Source organism: Petropleomorpha daqingensis (assembly GCF_013408985.1).
Classification (GTDB): Bacteria; Actinomycetota; Actinomycetes; order Mycobacteriales; family Geodermatophilaceae; genus Petropleomorpha; species Petropleomorpha daqingensis.
In genome coordinates, this window is sequence record NZ_JACBZT010000001.1 from 78,239 (window position 1) to 96,777 (window position 18,539).

An 18,539-nucleotide genomic window follows, 5' to 3' on the forward strand; every position below is an offset into this window, starting at 1 on the left:
CGCCGCAGGATAGTGGCGCACAACCGGATGGCGTCAAGCCGAGGCGCCGGTGTAGTGCCGCAGCGCGTACCGCCACACCAGCCGCGTGACGGTGAACAGCACGGCGGTGAAGGCGACCGCGCCGAGCAGCACCCACCCCGAGACCTCGCGCGTCAGCGTCGAGGCCGGCACCGTGATCGCGAACGCCAGCGGCAGCAGGAAGGTGAAGGCGATCCGCAGCCAGCCCGGGTAGATGCCGACCGGCCACCGCCCGGCCTGGTACAGCCCGTCGAACAGCTCCACCAGGAAGTCGACCCGCACGATCCAGAACGCGCTCACCGACAGCAGCAGCCAGACGCAGTAGAACGCGACCATCCCGAGCAGCAGGGTCAGCGCGAACGCCAGCACGTCGGGCACGCTCACCGGCCGGCCGATCCGGACCAGGCCGACCACCACCAGGGCCGCGCCGACGAGCACGTCGACGCCCTGCCAGAGGTCGAACTTCCGGGCGCTGACCAGCAGCTGGCTGTCGGCGGGCTTGGTGAGCAGCCCGTCGAGGGTGCCGCGTTCGACGTCCACCATGAGCTGCTGCATGTTCGGCTGGATGACCGACCGGACCACCCCACCCATGAGCACGAACACGCCCATGACCACGACGAGCTGGTCGCTGCTCCAGCCGCGCAGCGAGTCGGTGTGCAGGAACACCAGCGCGAGCACGGCCAGCGACGTGCCGACCGACACCAGCGACTGGACGAGGCTCAGCACGAAGTTGACCCGGTACTGCAGCTCGTTCTGCACCCCGACCCGGACGAAGGTGCCGACCACCGAGCGCGCCATCAGCCACCCACCGACGAGAAGCGCTTGATCCCCGCCCGCCAGACCACCGCGACCAGCACCGCGCCGACGGCGATCCAGACCGCCTGCTGCAGCAGCCCGGTGAACAGCTCGGACGTGGAGAGGTCCCCGGCCAGCACGTCGATCGGGTAGCCGAACGTCGAGGGGAACGGCGAGAAGTTCGCGACCGTCGCGGCCCACGCCGGCAGCAGGGCCAGGGGCAGGAGCCGGCCGGAGAGCAGCAGCTCGGCGGTGAAGTAGAGCTGGTAGAGCGCGCCGACCCGCGTCGTCCAGAAGGTGACCATGCCGAGCACCCACAGCAGCAGCGACCGGATCAGATAGGCGCCCCAGATCGCGAGGAAGAAGACGACGCCCTCCAGCCAGCTGACGTCGAAGGTGGGCCGGAACAGCAGCGAGAGCACCACCGCGATCGGCAGCCACAGCACGATGACGACGACCTTCCACCCGGCGAAGTAGGCGAGGTCGTAGTGGATGGGGTGCACCGGCCGGACCAGCTGCCCGGACAGCTCCCCCTGCTGGATGCGCTCCTCCCACCCGTAGGGCGTGAAGACGATGTTCATGTTCCGGACCAGCGTCCAGACGATGTAGTACGCGGCGAACTGCCCCGTGGTGATGCCCTCGACCGCGCCACCCTGCGCCCGGGCGACGGTCTGCCAGACGACGAGGTAGACGATCGGCTCGGCCACCATGCCGACCATGTAGAGGTAGTTGGCCGTGCGGTACTGGAACTGGGCCTGCACCGCGGTCGCGGCCACGACCCGGTAGAAGCCGAGCAGGCCCGTCACGCCGGCTCCCGGGAACCGGCGAAGACCTGCTCGATGACGTCCTCGACGGGCGGGTCCTCGATGGTCAGCCCGCTCACGCCGGTGCCGGTGAGCAGCGCCGCGGCCACCTCGGAGCTGCGCTCGGTGGGCACCCGCAGCACGACCCGCCCCTCGTCGTCCGGCGGCTGCACGATCTCGCCGTAGCCGGACAGGTCGAGGGTCGGGTCGGGCAGGGTGACGGTGAGCGTCCGGTGCGGCGAGAACCGCGTGGTCAGCTCGCGCAGGCCGCCGTCGTACAGGACGACGCCGCCGTCGATGACGATCACCCGGCGGCACAGCGCCTGGACGTCGGCCATGTAGTGGCTGGTGAGCAGCACCGAGGCGCCGTGCCGGCGGTTGTACTCGGCGAGGAACGCGCGGATGCGCTTCTGCGCGGTGACGTCGAGGCCGATCGTGGGCTCGTCGAGGAACAGCACGCGCGGGCGGTGCAGCAGCGCCCCGCAGATCTCGGCCTTCATCCGCTCGCCGAGCGAGAGGTTGCGCACCGGCTTCTTGACCAGGTCACCGAGCTCGAGCAGCTCGACCAGCTCGTCGCGGGTGCGCCGGAACTCCGCGTCCGGGATCCGGTAGATCGCCCGGTTCATCTCGAAGGAGTCCCCGGCCGGGATGTCCCACTGCAGCTGGTTGCGGTTGCCCATGACCAGGGTGATCTGCCGCAGGTAGTCCTTCTCCCGCCGCTGCGGCGTGTGGCCGAGGACGACGGCCTCACCGGAGGTCGGGTAGAGCAGCCCCGAGAGCATCTTCAGCGTGGTCGTCTTGCCCGCGCCGTTGGGCCCGAGGAAGCCGACCACCTCACCCGGCGCGATGTCGAAGGACACCCCCGCGACGGCGTGCACGTCGCGGTGCGTGCGGCGGACCAGGCTCTTCAGCGAGGCCTTGAGGCCGGCCTCGCGCTCGGGCACCCGGAACGTCTTGCGCAGCTCGCGCACCCGGATGACCGGATCGTCGTCGTCCACGGCCCGAACCTAACCGGGCACGCGGCTCGGGTCGTGCCGATTTCAGGAGCTGCGGACGACGAGGTCGATCCGGGTCGCGGCGGGCGTGCAGTCCTCCAGCGCCCGGATCCCCCAGCGGCCGGTCAGCCCGTTGCCGGTGAAGTTGGACTCGGCGTCGCGCTCCTCGGTCTCGCCCTCGGTGAGGGTGATCCCGGCGGCGGCGTAGGCCTGCTGGAGGTCGGCCAGGACGTCGGGTTCGGCCGCGGGCACCACGCCGGTGAGCACCGTCCGCCCGTCGTCGCGCTGGTCGACGGCGACCACGACCGTGCCCTGGGGCAGCGGGGCCGACAGGTCGCCGGGGACGTCGACGGGGGTGGCGTCGGCGGGGCAGTCGACCGTCGCCGGCGTACCCGATCGCTCGGCGCCGACCTCCTCCCCCTCGTCCTCCTCGTGCTTCGTCGACGAGGAGGACGACGCGGCCTCGGCACCCTGGTCGCCGCAGCCCGCGAGCAGACCCGCCAGCAGCAGCAGGGCGAGCAGCGGTCGACGGCTCACTTGTGACCCTTCTTCGTCTTCGTGGTCGTCGTCGCCGGGTCGTAGGCGCTGAACAGCCGCGGCCCGTCGGTCTGCCGGGCGATCGTGGCCAGGGCGTCGTAGTTCTGCGCCCCGCCGGACGCCGCGCACGTGCCGGTGCACCCGTCCGCGAACGCCACCAGCACCCGCCCCTGCCCGTCGACCGTCACGTCGATGAAGTCCAGCAGGTTGCGGTCGTCCCCGCACGTCGTCCCGCCGGTGCAGATCGAGCCGCGCTGGACCGGGTCGTTCGGCGTGGCGTCGACGGTCTTCCACGACTGCCCGCCGTCGATGGTCGTGGCGACGTAGAGGTGCCAGACACCGGTGAAGTTCGCGGTGTCCTGGTAGTTGCCGCCGGTCATCGTCCCGAGGAAGGCGAACGCGGCCCGGTTGTCGTCGCCGGCCACCATCGCCGGGAAGACGACGTTCTGGACGCCGAGCTGGGCGCCCACGTCCTGACCGTCGACCCACGTCTCGCCGTGGTCGTGGCTGACCGCGATCCGGGCGTGCCCGTCGGCGGCCTGGTAGCCGAAGTAGACGGTGCCGTTGCTGCCGATGCCGACCGACGGGTCGGAGTCGCCGGGGGTGGAGCCGGGCACCGGCCGGACGCTCCAGTGCAGGCCGTTGTCCTCGGAGACCGCGAGCGCCTGGCCGGAGCCGCAGCCCTTGTTCGGCACGTAGACGGTGCCGGTCACCGGGTCGACCTTGACGTGGCCGTGCAGGCCGCCGCACTGGGTGAGGTCGTAGATCGGGACGGCCGGGCCGTAGGTCAGGCCGCCGTCGTGGCTGCTGGCGCACAGCGCATCGGCGATGTCCTGCGAGCAGTAGTAGACGGCGTCCGGGTAGCCGGTCAGCGCGCCCAGGCCGTTGTCGGCGAAGGGGCCACCGCCGATCGTCTGGTGGTCGACGCCGGAGTTGATTCCCGAGCCGGTCGTCGTCGTCCAGGTGTCGCCGTCGTCGTCGGTGTAGCAGGTGAGCGCGGTCTTGCCGGCCAGCTGCGACTCGAACGTGCGCCCGGTGGTCCGGTCGGTGTAGAGGATCGGGTCGAGGCTCTCGGTGCTGCCCAGCGGGCAGCCGTTGCCGGCGTTGGCGCTCTTGTCCTGCCAGGTGGCGGACGTGCCCGAGAAGCCGACGCGGTAGGTCGACAGGTACGACTGGTACATCACGGCGCCGGTCGTCGGGTTGACGCCGATCGAGGGCTCGCCGGCGTTGTGCGCGTCGCCCAGGCTCTCGGGTGCGGCGTAGGTGCCGTAGGCCGGTGCGGGGAAGGTGGCCGGAGCGGGGTTGGCCGGGGTCGTGGTCAGCTGCGCCGTCCCGGTGAAGGACTCGCCGAGGGGCGCGAACGGGACGACGCGGACGGTGTAGTCACCGGTGTCCGGCGGGAGCAGCACCTGCTCGGGGTCGGCGCTGGACGCCGAGGTGCCGACGACGTCGCCCGCGGCGTCGAGCACGTACAGGTCGAAGTCGGCCGCGGTGTTCGCCCAGGAGACCGAGATGGCCAGCTGGTGGCCGTCGCCGTAGCCGGGCGGGGTGCTGACGTGCAGCGTGTAGTCGTCGCACAGCTGCTCCGAGCCGCACACCGGGTCGCCGGCCTGCGCGCTGGCGTTCGGGGCGACGAACGGGCCGGCCGTCCAGGTGGTCGACGTCGCCGTGTCGCTCACCGACCCCTCGGTCGGTGCCGCCGCGTCGGCAGGCAGCACGACGGCCGCCGCCAGGGCGGCCGCACCTGCGGCAGCCACCGTGATCCGAGTCCTCGCTGATCCCCGACCGAGTCGCATGCCGATCCAACGAGGGCGCCGGTCAGAGGTGACGGTCTCACGTGATGCAGTTCAGCGCGGCGTTTAGGGAGCTAACGGTTAGACGTCTACGGTTGCCGTCATGGCGCCCGGCGAGCTCCCCCTCGGTCTGCTCGTGGCGCGCACGGCCAAGGCGCTCGACCGGGCCTTCGACGATCACCTCTCGGCAGTCGGCGGCTCCGGTGCCACCTGGCTGGTCCTTTCGTCACTGAAGGACGGCGGGCACCGGACGCAGGGCGAGCTCGCCGCGGCGGTCGGCGTCCGCTCCCCCACGCTGACCCACCACCTCGACGGGCTGGAGCGCGCCGGGCTGGTGACCCGCGAGCGCGACCCGGCAAACCGCCGCGTGCAGCAGGTCGCGCTCACCGAGGCCGGGGAGGCGCTGTTCGTCCGGCTGCGGCGGTCGGCCGCCGCGTTCGACGGCCGGCTCAGGGCGGGTCTGGACGACGACGAGGTCGCCCTGCTGCGCCGGCTGCTCGCGCACCTGGTGGAGAACTCGCAGCCGGACTGAGGATGAGTGCATGACCCGCACGCCGTTCGCCCACGACGCCGTCGTGGCGATGGACCCGACCGACGACGAGCGCGCGCCGGGCGCGGCGATCACCGTCGCCCTCTGCGGCAGCTGGGACCACGACCCACCGTGCCCGCTGGCGCCGCACTTCACCGGTGCCGAGCGGGCCGGCGAGGAGGTGCGGCTGCGGATCCTGTTCGCCGCCGAGCCGGGCGACGAGCGGCGGGTGCGCGAGCTGATCGACGGCGCGCTCGCGAACGGCACCTGGCGGCTGGTGAGCTCCGCGCCCTCACCCGTGCGGCCGGCCGAACAGGACCACGCCGCCCGGCTCACGCGCAGCTGACCGATGGCCGACGCGCACTTCACCGAGCCACGGCTCGTCGCGCTCTACGACGTCCTGGAAGGCGGCCGCGAGGACCTCGCCCCCTACCTGGCGCTCGCCGAGGAGGTCGGCGCGCGCAGCGTCGTGGACGTCGGCTGCGGCACCGGGACTCTCGCCTGCCTGCTGGCCGAACGGGGACTGGACGTGGTCGGGGTCGACCCGGCCGCCGCGTCCCTGGAGGTGGCCCGCCGCAAACCGCACGCCGACCGGGTGCGCTGGGTGCTCGGGGACGCGACGGCTCTCCCGCCGCTGCAGGCCGACCTGGTCACGATGACCGGCAACGTCGCCCAGGTGTTCCTCGAGGACGACGACTGGGCCGCGGCACTGCGGGCGGTGCACGCGGCGCTGCGCCCGGGTGGCCGGTTCGTGTTCGAGACCCGGCGGCCCGAGCGGGAGGCCTGGCGGGAATGGACGCCGGAGCGGACGACGACGCGGATCGGCGACGTCGAGACGTGGCAAGACGTCACCGACGTCCGCGACGGCCGGGTCTCCTTCCGGACCACGTTCGTGTTCGAGGACGGCGTCCTCACCTCCGACTCCACGCTGCGGTTCCGCACCCGCGCGGAGCTGGACGGGTCGCTGGCCGAGGCGGGATTCGTGGTCGACGACGTCCGCGACGCGCCCGACCGGCCGGGCCGCGAGTTCGTCGTCCTCTGCCGCCGCGCGGGCTGACCGCGTGCGCGAGGATGCCCCGGTGACCGACGTGCCGAAGCCGTTCGGGATGACGCTGCAGGTGCAGGTCGACGATCTCGAGCGGGCTCGCCGCTTCTTCTGCCTGGTCCTCGGCAGGGCGCCGGAGTTCGACCCGCAGGGCGGCGATGTCCTCGCGTGGCGGGTCGGCGACGGCGAGACGTGGCTCGAGGTGGTCGGGGTGACCGGGCCGGTGCGTCCCCTGGTCACCCGGGTGCGCTTCGGCATCGACGACCTCAACGCCGCCCGCGCCACGGTGGAGGCCGCCGGGACGCCGGTCTCGGCGGCGACATCGCTGCCCGGCCTCGCGCGGTGGGCCGACTTCACCGACCCGTGGGGGAACCAGCTCGGCTTCTACGAGGTCCTCGACGCCGGCTGACGACGCCTACGCGAGCTCGCCGGGCGAACCGGCGCAGGCCGCGGCGCGGTCGAGCAGCAGGGCGCGCTCCCGCTCGTTGCGGGTGAGCGCGGCCGCCTCCTCGAACTCCGCGCGCGCCTCGGCGAGCCGGCCGAGCTGCTCGAGCAGGTCGCCGCGGACGCTGGGCAGCAGGTGGTAGCCGCGCAGCACGTCGTCCTCGCGCAGGGCGTCGACCAGCTCCAGGCCGGCTGCCGGCCCGTAGGCGCGCGAGACGGCGACCGCACGGTTGAGCTCGACCACCGGCGAGGGCGTCAGCTCGGCGAGCGCCTCGTACAGCGCGGCGATCCGCACCCAGTCGGTCTCCTCGACCGAGCGGGCGCGGGTGTGGCAGGCCGCGATCGCCGCCTGCAGCGCGTACGGGCCGAGGCTGCCGCCGACCGCCTGCGCCCGGTCCAGCGCGGTCAGGCCGCGGCCGATGAGCACGCGGTCCCAGCGGCTGCGGTCCTGGTCGCCGAGCAGCACGGGTGCGCCGTCCGGGCCGACCCGCGCCCGCAGCCGGGAGGCCTGGATCTCCATGAGCGCGACGAGGCCGTGCACCTCGGACTCCCCCGGCGTCAGCTCGGCCAGGATGCGGCCCAGCCGCAGCGCCTCCTGGCACAGCGTCGGGCGGATCCAGTCCTCGCCGGCGGTGGCCGCGTAGCCCTCGTTGAAGACCAGGTAGACCACCTCGAGCACCGAGGAGAGCCGGGCGGTGAACTCCGTGCCGGCCGGCACCTCGAACGGCACCCGGGCCGCGGTGAGCGTGCGCTTGGCGCGGACGATCCGCTGCGCCAGCGTCGCCTCGGGCACGAGGAAGGCCCGGGCGATCTCGTCGGTGGTCAGGCCGCCGACCAGCCGGAGGGTGAGCGCGACCCGCGCCTCGCGGCCGAGCACCGGGTGGCAGGAGATGAACACCAGCCGCAGGACGTCGTCCTCGACGACCTCGTCGAGCTGCGCCGCCCAGTCGGGCTCGTCGGCCTGGGTGAGCTCCCGGCCGAGCTCGGCGGTCTTGCGCTGCAGCGTGGCGCCGCGGCGGAACGCGTCGATGGCGCGGTGCTTGGCGGTGGACATGAGCCAGGCACCGGGCCTGTCCGGGACGCCGTCGGCCGGCCACTGCTCGAGCGCGGCGACCAGCGCGTCCTGCGCCAGTTCCTCGGCGAGCCCGACGTTCCCGGTGACGCGGGTCAGCGCACCGAGCAGCTTGGCCGACTCCATGCGCCAGACGGCGTCGACGACGCGGTGGACGTCCACCGTCGCCGTCGACGCCGGGTCGCTCATCAGGCGTGCTGCGCCGCGGACTGCGCCCGCAGCTGCGCTTCCTTCTCCTGCAGCTCGGCGGTGTAGGCCTCGCCGAGGTCCTCGGCCTCGGCGACCTTGCGGACCTCGACCTCGGCGTCGCGGAACGGCGCCTTCTTCACCCACTCCAGGACCTCCTCGCGCGAGGAGACCTGCAGGATCCAGAAGCCGGCGACCAGCTCCTTGGTCTCGGCGAACGGGCCGTCGAGCACCGTGGTCCGCCCGTCGTTGCCGAACCGCACCCGGGCGCCCTTCGAGCTCGGCGTCAGGCCCTCGCCGGCCAGCAGCACGCCGGCCTTGACGAGCTCCTCGTTGTAGGCGCCCATCTCGGCGAACTCCTCCTGGGTCGGCAGGACGCCGTTCTCGGTGTCCTCGGTCGCCTTGACGATCACCATGTAGCGCATCGGTCTGCTCCTCCGTCGGTGGCGAGGCGTGATCCCCGCACTGCACGCACGTCGAACGGCGAGCCGGCGGATCGACAACCGGCCGCGAACTTTTTTCTACCGGGGGATCAGGACACCGGCTGCAGGTCGGCGGCACCGAAGGAGACGTTGAACCGGTCGCACCAGACCACGACGCTCGTGTACGAGGTCGCATCGACGCCGTCGGGCACCTCGTAGTTCTGGTCGCCGATGTTGCCCTTGAGCGGGCCGAGGTCGACGTAGTCGTCGTCGAAGGCGTCGTCGTCCCCGTTGGCCTGGTTCTTCGACAGCCAGACGACGAGCACCGGCCCGTTCGAGGTCTCGAAGCCCTCGAACCGGACGATCACCCTCCCGTCCGGCAGCTGCAGGACCTTCGCCGTCCCCACCGTGTCGTGCTCGCGCGAGATGAAGGTGCCGGTGGCCAGTTCCACCGGGCCGGCGGGTGCGGACGGCGACGCGGTCCCCGACGGCATCGCGGACTCCTCGGCGGCCACGCTGGGCAGCGCCTCGTTCACGCGGTCGTCGTAGAAGAGCTTCTGCGGCTGGAACCAGATCAGGGTGACCGCGGCCAGCACCACCAGCACCGCCGCGCCGAGCCAGATCCATGTCCTGCGCCGGAGAGCCATGGCGGCGGAGGGTAGTGGCGCCGGCGGCCGCGCATCAGGCCTCCGGACGCGCCGATCCGGCCTGTGGACAAGACGCCGACGCCCCTCCGGCCGGGTGGCCGGAGAGGCGTCGGGACGAGCGGAGAGGTCAGATCTCCTCGGCGCAGTAGACGGTGCCGTCCTCGGTCAGCTGGTCGCCGTACCAGGCCGCGTAGACCGCGGTCGGGAAGGAGGCGCAGACGTCCGGGTCGTTCTGGAAGTCGCCGTAGTTCTGCTTCTTCTCCTCGACGCCGACGATCTTGTAGGCGGCCGCCTCGTCGTCGCAGGCGACCATGTCGAAGGAGCTGCCGTCGGGCTCGATGCAGTCACCGACGCTCGGGTCGCCGGCGCCGAAGCCACCGGTCAGGCGGAACGCGGCGAGCCCACCGGCGACGACGACGGCGCCCGCGATGGAGCCCCACTTCTTGACGTTGCTCTTGGCCGGGGCCGGAGCGGGGGGCGTGGCGAGCTGCTGCTGCTGGTCCGGGCCCCACTGCTGGTAGGGCTGCCCGGGCTGCGCAGGCGGCTGGACGTCCGGTCCGGTCGTGGTCATGTGGATCTCCTGGGAGGTGGCTGTGCGAGGTCGGCACACCTTCCCCGACGACGTTCCGTACGTAAGCGGTGACACGCCGCAGTGAGACTCGTTGTTGCCGGAAGTTTCTAGAGCCAGGCCGGCAGGGTCGGCAGCGGACCGTCCGCCTCGAGCCCCTCGCCCGCACCGCGGCCGGTCACCCAGGCGGTGACGGCCGGCAGCGGGCCCGCGACGGCGAGCGAGCCGGTCCCCCACTCCCGGTCGCCGGCGAACAGGACGACGTCGGGCGCCTCCTCGCGGCGGTCCCACACCCGGAACACCTCGTCGACCAGCGCCGCCTGCACGTCCTCCGGGACGTCGGCGAAGGTGACGCCGGCGTCGAGGTCCACCGCGTGCACCCACACCTCGCAGCAGCGCATCCACGGGATGTCGGCGCCGGTCACCTCCCGGCCGCGGTTGGTGCGGACGTGCGCCGCCCAGTCCGGCTCGCGCATCTCGCGGACGGCGGCGACCAGCCGCTGCGTGGCGGCGAGCACCTGCGCCCGCAGCTGGTCGGGTGGGAGCGCCGACTTCTCCTCGATGCCGGCGTCGCGCGCCTCCTGGGAGGCGTACATCGGCGTCTCGACGCCCGTCCGCGCCCAGGTGAGCAGGTTGATCAGCGCGTCGGCGTTGTTGGCGACGTGGGCCAGGACGTGCGCCCGCGTCCACCCGGGCAGCAGCGACGGCCGGTCGAAGTCCTCGTCGACCAGCCGGCCGACCGCGGTGGCGAGGTGCTTCTCGCCGTCCTCCCACCAGGGCAAGGTCTCGGGGATCACGACGCGGACGCTAACGGCTCAGGATGCGACCGTGTAGATCACCACCCAGACGACCGCCACGATCACGACGACGAGCACGAGCCCGCCGATCACGATCAGGCGCGCGCGGCGCCGCTGCGCGTCCGGGGGCCCTTGCTCCGAGCTGCTCATCGAGGTTCCTCCTGGATCGCCTTCCCGGCGGTACCGGGATGCTTCGCCCGGGCTGGGCTTTCCGGATGCAGGGTCGTCACGACAGACTCGGGCTGCTTCGGACGACGACGTCTCGGGAGGCCGGTATGCCCTACCCCTTCGACCGCAGTGGAACCCAGACCGGGCCGGACGGCGTCCGGCGCTACACCGGGCTGCCGCAGAACCTGGTGCAGATGCTGCGGACCGCCGTCGACGGCTCCCCCGCCGCCGAGGCGCTGGTCGAGCTCGGCGGCGACCGGGCCACCTACCGGCAGCTGTGGGACCGCGCGGTACGGGTCGCCGGTGGACTGCGGGCGGCCGGCGTCGGGCCGGGCGACCGCGTGGCCAACCGGCTGCCCAACGGCAACGACTGGGTCTACGCGTTCTGGGGAACGCTGCTGGCCGGCGCGGTCGTCGTCCCGGTGAACACCCGCTTCGCCGAGCCCGAGGTGCGCTACGTCGTCGAGGACTCCGGTGCCGCGTACGTGTTCGAGCCGGGGAGCCCGCTGCCGGACGGCGACCCCGTGGAGACGACCGACCAGGCGCACACCGACCTGGCCGGCATCTTCTACACCAGCGGCACGACCGGCTTCCCCAAGGGTGCGATGACCACCCACGAGAACTTCCTGTCCAACATCGAGACCTGCCTGCGCTGCCTCGGCCTGCCGCGCGAGCCCCGCACCACCCTGATCTCCGTCCCGCTGTTCCACGTCACCGGCTGCAACTCGCAGCTGCTGGTGGTCACGGCGGTGGCCGGGAAGTCGGTGATCATGCCGGCGTTCGAGGTGCAGGCCTTCCTGCGGGCGATCGAGGAGGAACGGGTCGACGTCCTCACCACCGTGCCGGCGATCTACTGGCTGGCGCTGCAGCAGCCGAACTTCGCCGAGATCGACACCTCGTCGGTGATCTCGCTGAGCTACGGCGGCGCGCCGATCGCGCCCGACCTGGTGCACCGCATCCAGCAGGCGTTCCCGACCGCGCGCGTCGGCAACGGGTTCGGGCTGACCGAGACCTCGTCGGTGTCGACCTACCTGCCCGACGAGTACGCCGCCGCGCACGCCGACTCCGTCGGGTTCCCGGCGCCGGTGGTCGACCTGCAACTGGACGAGCCCGACCCGGAGAGCCGGGTCGGTGAGCTGCTGATCCGCGGGCCGAACATCGTGCGCGGGTACTGGCAGAAGGAGCAGCAGACCGCGGAGACCTTCGTCGACGGCTGGCTGCACAGCGGCGACCTGGCGCGCATCGACGACGAGGGGCTCGTCTACGTCGTCGACCGCAAGAAGGACATGATCAACCGCGGCGGCGAGAACGTGTACAGCGTCGAGGTGGAGAACGCGCTGGCCGCGCACCCGGCCGTCGGCGAGGTCGCGGTGGTCGGCGTCCCGGACTCGATGATGGGCGAGAAGGTCGGCGCCGTCGTCGTCCCCCTGCCCGGGCACGAGCTGGACCCGCAGGAGCTGGTGGTGTTCGCCAAGGAGCGGCTCGCCGACTTCAAGGTGCCGCAGTACGTCGCGGTGCGCGCCGAACCGCTGCCCCGCAACCCCGGCGGCAAGGTGCTCAAGCCGCCGCTGCGCGAGCAGACCGACTGGCAACCCGTCCGCTGACCCGATCCTCCCCCCGCGACCGAAGGAGAACTGTGCCCACCGTCGAGACCGTCCGTGGCCCCATCGACACCGCCGACATGGGTGCCACGCTCATGCACGAGCACGTGTTCGTCGTGTCCACCGAGCATGTCCAGAACTACGGGATCGGCTCGTGGTGGGACGAGGACGAGCGTGTCGCCGACGCGGTCGAGAAGCTGAACGAGCTCAAGTCGCTCGGCATCGACACGATCGTCGACCCGACGGTGTGGGGGCTGGGCCGCTACATCCCCCGGGTGCAGCGGGTGGCCGAGCAGACCGACCTCAACATCATCGTGGCGACCGGGCTCTACACCTACGACGAGATCCCGCACCAGTACGAGAACCGCGGGCCGGGGCTGCCGCTGGACCTGCCCACCGACCCGATGGTCGACGACTTCACCCGCGACATCCGCGACGGCATCGCCGACACCGGCGTGAAGGCGGCGTTCCTCAAGTGCGTGGTCGAGGCCAAGGGCCTCACGCCCGGGGTCGAGCGCACCGTGCGCGCCTGCGCCGCGACGCACCGGGCCACGGGCGCGCCGATCACCGTGCACACGTCGTCCCCCACCCAGGCCGGCCGGCTGGTGCTGCAGGTGTTCCGCGACGAGGGCGTCGACCTGACCAAGGTCGTGATCGGGCATGCCGGCGACAGCAACGACCTCGACTACCTCAGCGAGCTGGCCGAGGCCGGCTGCCTGCTGGGCATGGACCGGTTCGGGCTCGACATCTTCAACCCGACGGCGAACCGGGTCGACACGATCGTCGCCATGGCCGAGCGGGGCTACACCGACCGGATGGTGCTCGCCCACGACGCGAGCTGCTTCATCGACTACTTCCCCGACCCCGCGGCCCGGGCGGCCTTCCAGCAGGTCCAGCCGAACTGGAACTTCCGGCACCTCAGCCAGGACGTGCTGCCTCTGCTGCGGGAGCGCGGGCTCACCGAGGAGCAGCTGCGGCAGATGCTCGTCGACACCCCGCGGCGGTACTTCGAGTAGCGGAACAGACGGTTGAGTCTTGTAGTTGTCGCGCGTATGGCTACCGCGACCTGGAACGGCACCGTTCTCGCCGAGTCCGACGACATCGTCACCGTGGAGGGCAACGCGTACTTCCCGCGCGCGTCCCTGCGCGAGGACGTCCTGCGCCCGTCGGACACCCACACGATCTGCCCGTGGAAGGGCACCGCCTCGTACTACAGCCTCGAGGTCGACGGCCAGGTCAACGCCGACGCCGTCTGGTACTACCCGGAGCCCAAGGACGCCGCCAAGGAGATCACCGACCGCGTCGCCTTCTGGCACGGCGTCACCGTCAGTTGAAAAAGGACCCCCTCGCCCCCCGCCACTCGCACGCTCGCGGCGGGCCCCTGCGAGGGGGCCTCAGGCCGGGCGGGTGCCGGCGAGGGCCTGCGCGGACGCCGCGTCGTCGGCGTCCTCGCCGGCGAGCAGGTCCTGGAAGGTGTCCCACGCCTGCGCGGGCGCGATCCCGAGGGCCGCGCCGATCTCCTCCCAGTCGGCGCCGCCGCGCAGCGCCGCCCGCATCCCGGTCAGCCGGCTGTCGTGCGCCTTGCGGCTGACCACCTCGCCGAGGGCCAGCAGCTCCAGCGACTCGTGGACGTCCAGCGACGTCCCGCCGGTGGCGATCGCCCGCCAGTCGTCCTCGTCGACCTCCGTCACCGTGTTGAGGGCGGAGCCGCCGTCGTCGCGGCGGCTGAGGAAGTCCAGACGGGTGGCCGCGGTGGTGAGGGAGAACTCCCCCGCGAGCGCCTCGGGCGTGATGTCCATGCCCCCACCCTCCCGCAGCACGCGCGAGGCCCGCACCCCCGGCGTCGGGGATGCGGGCCTCGTCCGCGTGCTAGGTGCGTCAGCTGGAGACGCCGACGGCCTCCTTGGCCAGGGCGGCCAGCTGCGTCTGCGCGGCGCTGGCCACGCTCGACCGGTTCTTGTGCGTCTCCTCGTAGCGGATGACGACGTTGATGTCGTGCGCGGTCTTCAGCTGCTTGACCGCCTTGATGGCGTCCGGCTGCGCGAGCGAGTCGTAGTTCTTGATCGGCAGCTCGTCGGCGGAGACGTCGCCGAGCTCCTCGCGGGCGGCCTTGACCAGGTTCGCCTCGTCCTTGCGGCCCTCGCGGCGGGCGATCCGCTCGGCGCGGCGCAGCGAGGCGCTCCGGCCGGCGGCCAGGGTCTCGCGGACCGCGCCGGTCAGCTGACCGGCCTTGCCGGCCACCTCACCGAGGCGCTCCTCGGCCTGCTCGCGCCGCTGCGCGACGCTGTCGAGGGTCTCGTTCACCCGGTTGGTGACGAAGCGGTACGGGGCGATCGCCACGTTCGCGGCACCACCGGCGACCCGCTGCAGCGGCGTCGGCTGCAGCGCGGCCGGCCCACCGATGGCCTCCTCGGCGAGGACGACGGTCAGCCACTCGACGGTGGCCTCGTGCGCGGTGATCAGCCGCTCGGCGAGCTGGCGCACCTTGGGCAGCTCGGCCTTCTCGGCGAGCACCTTCAGGTAGGTGGCGCGGTCGAGCAGCTGGTGCTCGAGCTGCAGGTCCTGCAGCAGCGCCTCCTCCAGCGGCTCGGCCTGCTCGAAGGTGGCCTTGAGGACGGCGGAGAGCCGGCCGATCGCGGGGGTCACCACGTCCGGCACGCCGCCGAGGGCGCGCAGCTGGTCGGTGATGGCCTGCGTCCGCTCCGCCGCGTGGTCGGCGTTCTGGTTCAGCTCACGTCGGACGGCGTCGGTGCGGGCCTGCGAGATCCGCGTCCGCGCGATCTGCTCCTCGGTCTGCGTGAGCAGCACGAGCGCACGGAGCTGGTTGAGGATCTTGGCGTTGGCGGTCACTGGGAGAACTCCAGACATCGGAAACGTCCTGACCTCTTCAGCCATGCCCCGTTGACCTGCAGTGCTAACTCCAGCAAGCGGAATGCTTGCGTGAGCTAGCTCACGCCCTCCGGACCAGCGCGTAGGCGTCGGCGATGCCCAGGAGGTCGGCGACGCTGTGCAGCTCGGCCTCGAAGAACGAGCCGGCGTCGTCCAGGGCGAACTTGAGGTGCCCGAAGATCTCCATGGCCACCAGTCCGTAGAGCCGCACCCAGCAGCTGAGGAACACGCGGACGACGCCCAGCGGCAGCTCGGCCGGGAACTCCGCCATCCACCCGCGCAGCTGCTCGGCCAGCGCCGGGTCGATGTCCTCCTCCGCCGGTACGGGGAACGGCCGCTCGAGGAAGACCTGCGCGATCAGCGCGGCGAACACCTCGCCGAAGCGGTGCGCGGCGGCGTGCGCGGGGCTGTCCGGGTCGTTGTGCAACCGGTCGGTCGACGGGACGACGCCGTCCCCTGCGCCGCCGAACAGCAGGCCGAACTCCTGCCGGTGGCCGATCGCCCAGCGCCGGAACGCGCGGCTGCACGCGAGCAGCTGGACGGCGGGGACCGCGGGGTCGGCCTCGTCCCGCGCGGCCACCAGGTGCGCCACCAGCTCGTCGTAGAGGTCGGCGACGACGTGCTCGACCAGGTTCTCCCGGCTGTCGAAGTAGCGGTACAGGGCCGGCGCGCTCATGCCCATCTCCCGCGCGATCGCACGCAGCGCGAAGCCCTCGCCACCCTGCTCGACCAGCACGCGGCGGGCGGTGTCCTTGATCTCGCGGACCGTGTCGGCGCGCACGCGGTCGCGCCGGCTGAGGGGCTCCACCGACACCCCGGCCGACATGGCATCTGTCATGACTCGCGCCTTCCCGCTTGACTTCCGTGAACAGTGTATGCAGAGTGAGCGCCGTTCGCTAACGCTGTTCACTTCGGTGATCGACGGTAACACGGGAGACGTCATGTTCGAGGCACTCGGGCGAGTGATCTACCGGCGCCGGCGGTGGGTGGTGGCGCTCGCGCTGCTGCTGGTCGCGGGCGCTGCCGTGTGGGGCACCGGCGTCTTCGGCAAGCTCACCGGCGCCGGCTTCGACGACCCCGGCAGCGAGAGCGCGCACGCGGCGGAGGTCGCCGCCGCGCACCTCGGGCGCGACAGCGCCGACGTCGTCGTCCTGTACTCCAGCCGGGACCGGACCGTCGACGACCCGGCCTTCCGCGACGCGGTCACGCAGACCCTCGGCGCGCTGCCGGCGAGCGAGGTCGCGAAGACGGTCACCTTCTGGAGCACCGGTGCCGCGCCGCTGGTCAGCGACGACCGGCACGCGACCTACGCCGTCCTGAGCCTGGGGCCTGACGGCGACGCCGCCGAGATCCGCGACCACGTGGACGCGCCCGGTCTGACCACGCGGGTCGGCGGCAACGCGGTGATCAACGAGGACATCAACAGCCGCGTGAGCGCCGACATCGGCCGCGCCGAGTCGATCTCGATGCCGGTCCTGCTCCTGCTGCTCGTCGTCATCTTCGGCAGCCTCGCCGCGGCCAGCCTGCCGCTGGCGATCGGCGGGACGGCGATCCTCGGCTCGTTCGCCGCGCTGCGCGCCTTCACCAGCTTCACCGACGTGTCGGTGTTCGCGGTCAACGTCGTCACGATCATGGGCCTGGGTCTCGCGATCGACTACGGGCTGTTCATGGTCAGCCGGTTCCGCGAGGAGATCCGCCGCCAGGCCACGGTCGAGGACGCGGTGGCCCGCACCATGGCCACGGCCGGGCGCACGGTCAGCGTCTCGGCGCTCACCGTCGCGATCTCGCTGGCCGGGCTGCTGATCTTCCCGCAGGTGTTCCTGCGCTCGATGGGCTTCGGCGGCATGAGCGCCGTCCTCATCGCGATGCTGGCGGCCCTGACCCTGCTGCCGGCGCTGCTCGGGATGCTCGGCCCGCGGGTGGACGCGCTGTCGGTGCGCCCGCTGTTCCGGCGGCTGTTCCGCCTGCCCCCGCGCGACGTCACGAGCGAGTCGCAGGGCTTCTGGTACCGCCTGGCGCACAGCGTGATGCGCCGCCCGGTGCTCTACACCGTCGTCGTCACCGGGGTGCTGGTCGCGCTGGCGCTGCCGTTCCTGCGGGTGCAGTTCGGCGGGATCGACGTCCGCGTGCTGCCGGCCGGCACGGAGAGCCGGGTGGTCGCCGAGACCATCGAGCAGGACTTCCCGGAGTCGCCGAACGGGCCGATCACCGCGATCGTCACCCTGCCCGAGGCGGTCGCCTCACCGGAGGGCCAGGCGGCGCTGCAGTCCTACACGAGCGCGGTCGCCGCCGTCCCGGGCGTGGACGGTGCACAGGTCACGGCCGCGGCAGGCGACACCGCCCGCGTCTCGATCGCCTACGCCGGCGACCCGGTGGACCAGGCCGCCCGCGACCTGGTCGGCGCGGTCCGCGAGGTCCCCGCGCCGGACGGCGGGCAGGCGCTGATCGGCGGCCGGAGCGCGGAGATCACCGACCTGCTGGCCAGCCTCGGCTCGCTGCTGCCGTGGATGGCGCTGATGGTCGTCCTCACCACGTTCGTGCTGCTGTTCCTGGCCTTCGGCTCGATCGTGCTGCCGATCAAGGCGCTGGTCATGAACGTGCTGTCGATCGGCGCCTCGTTCGGCGCGCTGGTCTGGATCTTCCAGGAGGGTCACCTGTCGGGGTTCCTCGACTTCGAGCCCACCGGGTTCATCGAGGCGACGCAGCCGATCCTCGTGCTGGCGATCGTCTTCGGGCTCTCGATGGACTACGAGGTGTTCCTCATGTCGCGGATCCGGGAGCAGTACGACCTGACCGGCGACAACACCCAGGCGGTGGCCACGGGGCTGCAGCGCACCGGCGGCATCATCACCAGCGCCGCGCTGCTGCTGATGATCGTGATCGCGGCGTTCTCCCTGTCGGGGATCACGTTCATCAAGATGATCGGCGTCGCGATGCTGATCGCGGTGCTGATCGACGCCACCGTCGTCCGGAGCCTGCTGGTGCCGGCCACGATGCGGCTGCTCGGCCGGGCCAACTGGTACGCCCCCGGTCCGCTGCGCCGGTTCTACGCCCGCTACGGCATCCGCGAGAGCGACGCCCCCGCCACCCCCGCGGAACACCCCGCCCTCGTGTAACCCCTTGCGCTTTATCGCGATAAAGCACGCGTGCTTTATCGCGATAAAGCGCGTCAGGCGGGGGTGGGAGCCGCCTCGGGGGCGATCCGCTGCAGCACCCGGCGGGAGGGCAGT

The 18,539-nt window shown here is 72.1% G+C and carries 22 protein-coding genes; 8 read left to right on the top strand and 14 right to left on the bottom strand.

Going from position 1 to position 18,539, the window contains the following annotated elements; translation table 11 throughout:
- Window positions 1–33: 33 nt before the first annotated feature.
- Genes GGQ55_RS00435 through GGQ55_RS00455 form a run of 5 tightly spaced genes read right to left on the bottom strand, consistent with a single transcriptional unit; the run spans window position 34 to window position 4,905 of the window.
- Window positions 34–816, bottom strand: a complete 783-nt coding sequence (locus GGQ55_RS00435; protein WP_179714600.1) for an ABC transporter permease — start codon at window positions 814–816, stop codon at window positions 34–36.
- A complete protein-coding gene (locus GGQ55_RS00440) occupies window positions 816–1,619 on the bottom strand; it encodes an ABC transporter permease (RefSeq protein WP_179714601.1) in 804 nt (267 codons plus the stop codon). The genes GGQ55_RS00435 and GGQ55_RS00440 overlap by 1 nt, the downstream gene beginning before the upstream one ends.
- On the bottom strand, window positions 1,616–2,614 hold the full coding sequence (locus GGQ55_RS00445; RefSeq protein WP_179714602.1) for an ABC transporter ATP-binding protein: 999 nt from the start codon (window positions 2,612–2,614) through the stop codon (window positions 1,616–1,618). Before GGQ55_RS00445 ends, GGQ55_RS00440 begins: the two co-directional genes overlap by 4 nt.
- 42 nt (window positions 2,615–2,656) lie before the next feature.
- Window positions 2,657–3,148 carry a hypothetical protein gene (locus tag GGQ55_RS00450; protein ID WP_179714603.1) on the bottom strand — a complete coding sequence of 164 codons (492 nt, stop codon included), beginning with the start codon at window positions 3,146–3,148 and terminating at the stop codon, window positions 2,657–2,659.
- A complete protein-coding gene (locus GGQ55_RS00455; RefSeq protein WP_179714604.1) occupies window positions 3,145–4,905 on the bottom strand; it encodes a sialidase family protein in 1,761 nt (586 codons plus the stop codon). The genes GGQ55_RS00450 and GGQ55_RS00455 overlap by 4 nt, the downstream gene beginning before the upstream one ends.
- A gap of 139 nt (window positions 4,906–5,044) precedes the next feature.
- Here GGQ55_RS00455 and GGQ55_RS00460 point away from each other — a divergent pair, with 139 nt between their 5' ends.
- The 4 genes from GGQ55_RS00460 to GGQ55_RS00475 are packed head-to-tail and all read left to right on the top strand — an operon-like array spanning window position 5,045 to window position 6,924.
- Window positions 5,045–5,473, top strand: coding sequence for a MarR family winged helix-turn-helix transcriptional regulator (locus tag GGQ55_RS00460; protein WP_179714605.1), 429 nt, complete (start codon window positions 5,045–5,047; stop codon window positions 5,471–5,473).
- A 10-nt stretch (window positions 5,474–5,483) separates the two neighbouring features.
- Window positions 5,484–5,816 carry a hypothetical protein gene (locus tag GGQ55_RS00465; RefSeq protein WP_179714606.1) on the top strand — a complete coding sequence of 111 codons (333 nt, stop codon included), beginning with the start codon at window positions 5,484–5,486 and terminating at the stop codon, window positions 5,814–5,816.
- A 3-nt stretch (window positions 5,817–5,819) separates the two neighbouring features.
- Window positions 5,820–6,527, top strand: coding sequence for a class I SAM-dependent methyltransferase (locus GGQ55_RS00470; protein WP_179714607.1), 708 nt, complete (start codon window positions 5,820–5,822; stop codon window positions 6,525–6,527).
- 22 nt (window positions 6,528–6,549) lie between these two features.
- Window positions 6,550–6,924: a VOC family protein gene (locus GGQ55_RS00475; RefSeq protein WP_179714608.1), complete on the top strand. Its 375-nt coding sequence runs from the start codon at window positions 6,550–6,552 to the stop codon at window positions 6,922–6,924.
- 6 nt (window positions 6,925–6,930) lie between these two features.
- Here the strand turns inward: GGQ55_RS00475 and GGQ55_RS00480 are convergent, their stop codons facing one another.
- The 6 genes from GGQ55_RS00480 to GGQ55_RS27475 all read right to left on the bottom strand — a co-directional run bounded on the left by GGQ55_RS00480 (window position 6,931) and on the right by GGQ55_RS27475 (window position 10,801).
- Complete coding sequence (locus tag GGQ55_RS00480) at window positions 6,931–8,220, bottom strand: RNA polymerase sigma factor (protein WP_179714609.1); 1,290 nt, start codon at window positions 8,218–8,220, stop codon at window positions 6,931–6,933.
- Window positions 8,220–8,642 carry a YciI family protein gene (locus GGQ55_RS00485; RefSeq protein WP_179714610.1) on the bottom strand — a complete coding sequence of 141 codons (423 nt, stop codon included), beginning with the start codon at window positions 8,640–8,642 and terminating at the stop codon, window positions 8,220–8,222. The genes GGQ55_RS00480 and GGQ55_RS00485 overlap by 1 nt, the downstream gene beginning before the upstream one ends.
- A 107-nt stretch (window positions 8,643–8,749) precedes the next feature.
- Entirely contained in the window at window positions 8,750–9,286 is a 537-nt protein-coding gene (locus GGQ55_RS00490; RefSeq protein WP_179714611.1) for a DM13 domain-containing protein, read from the bottom strand.
- A gap of 127 nt (window positions 9,287–9,413) precedes the next feature.
- Window positions 9,414–9,857 carry an LppU/SCO3897 family protein gene (locus GGQ55_RS00495; RefSeq protein WP_179714612.1) on the bottom strand — a complete coding sequence of 148 codons (444 nt, stop codon included), beginning with the start codon at window positions 9,855–9,857 and terminating at the stop codon, window positions 9,414–9,416.
- 107 nt (window positions 9,858–9,964) lie between these two features.
- A complete protein-coding gene (locus GGQ55_RS00500; RefSeq protein ID WP_179714613.1) occupies window positions 9,965–10,651 on the bottom strand; it encodes a maleylpyruvate isomerase family mycothiol-dependent enzyme in 687 nt (228 codons plus the stop codon).
- An 18-nt stretch (window positions 10,652–10,669) separates the two neighbouring features.
- Window positions 10,670–10,801, bottom strand: a complete 132-nt coding sequence (locus GGQ55_RS27475; RefSeq protein ID WP_281371281.1) for a hypothetical protein — start codon at window positions 10,799–10,801, stop codon at window positions 10,670–10,672.
- A gap of 125 nt (window positions 10,802–10,926) precedes the next feature.
- On the opposite strand from GGQ55_RS27475, the gene GGQ55_RS00505 reads away from it, so the two are divergent.
- From GGQ55_RS00505 to GGQ55_RS00515, 3 genes are read left to right on the top strand one after another with little or no spacing between them, the layout of a single operon-like run.
- Window positions 10,927–12,423 (top strand): class I adenylate-forming enzyme family protein, encoded by a 1,497-nt coding sequence (locus GGQ55_RS00505; RefSeq protein ID WP_179714614.1) that lies wholly within the window; start codon window positions 10,927–10,929, stop codon window positions 12,421–12,423.
- Window positions 12,424–12,455: 32 nt separating this feature from the next.
- On the top strand, window positions 12,456–13,436 hold the full coding sequence (locus GGQ55_RS00510; RefSeq protein ID WP_179714615.1) for a phosphotriesterase family protein: 981 nt from the start codon (window positions 12,456–12,458) through the stop codon (window positions 13,434–13,436).
- Window positions 13,437–13,472: 36 nt separating this feature from the next.
- A complete protein-coding gene (locus tag GGQ55_RS00515; protein WP_179714616.1) occupies window positions 13,473–13,754 on the top strand; it encodes a DUF427 domain-containing protein in 282 nt (93 codons plus the stop codon).
- A 60-nt stretch (window positions 13,755–13,814) separates the two neighbouring features.
- Here the strand turns inward: GGQ55_RS00515 and GGQ55_RS00520 are convergent, their stop codons facing one another.
- The 3 genes from GGQ55_RS00520 to GGQ55_RS00530 all read right to left on the bottom strand — a co-directional run bounded on the left by GGQ55_RS00520 (window position 13,815) and on the right by GGQ55_RS00530 (window position 16,147).
- The gene (locus GGQ55_RS00520; protein ID WP_179714617.1) at window positions 13,815–14,219 is read right to left on the bottom strand and encodes a hypothetical protein; all 405 of its coding nucleotides are present in this window, start codon (window positions 14,217–14,219) and stop codon (window positions 13,815–13,817) included.
- Window positions 14,220–14,298: 79 nt separating this feature from the next.
- Complete coding sequence (locus GGQ55_RS00525; RefSeq protein WP_366488481.1) at window positions 14,299–15,270, bottom strand: ferritin-like domain-containing protein; 972 nt, start codon at window positions 15,268–15,270, stop codon at window positions 14,299–14,301.
- Window positions 15,271–15,370: 100 nt separating this feature from the next.
- Window positions 15,371–16,147: a TetR/AcrR family transcriptional regulator gene (locus tag GGQ55_RS00530; RefSeq protein ID WP_218859106.1), complete on the bottom strand. Its 777-nt coding sequence runs from the start codon at window positions 16,145–16,147 to the stop codon at window positions 15,371–15,373.
- A 103-nt stretch (window positions 16,148–16,250) separates the two neighbouring features.
- Between GGQ55_RS00530 and GGQ55_RS00535 the strand changes: the two genes are divergently transcribed.
- Window positions 16,251–18,425, top strand: coding sequence for an MMPL family transporter (locus GGQ55_RS00535; protein ID WP_179714619.1), 2,175 nt, complete (start codon window positions 16,251–16,253; stop codon window positions 18,423–18,425).
- Window positions 18,426–18,539 lie beyond the last annotated feature (114 nt).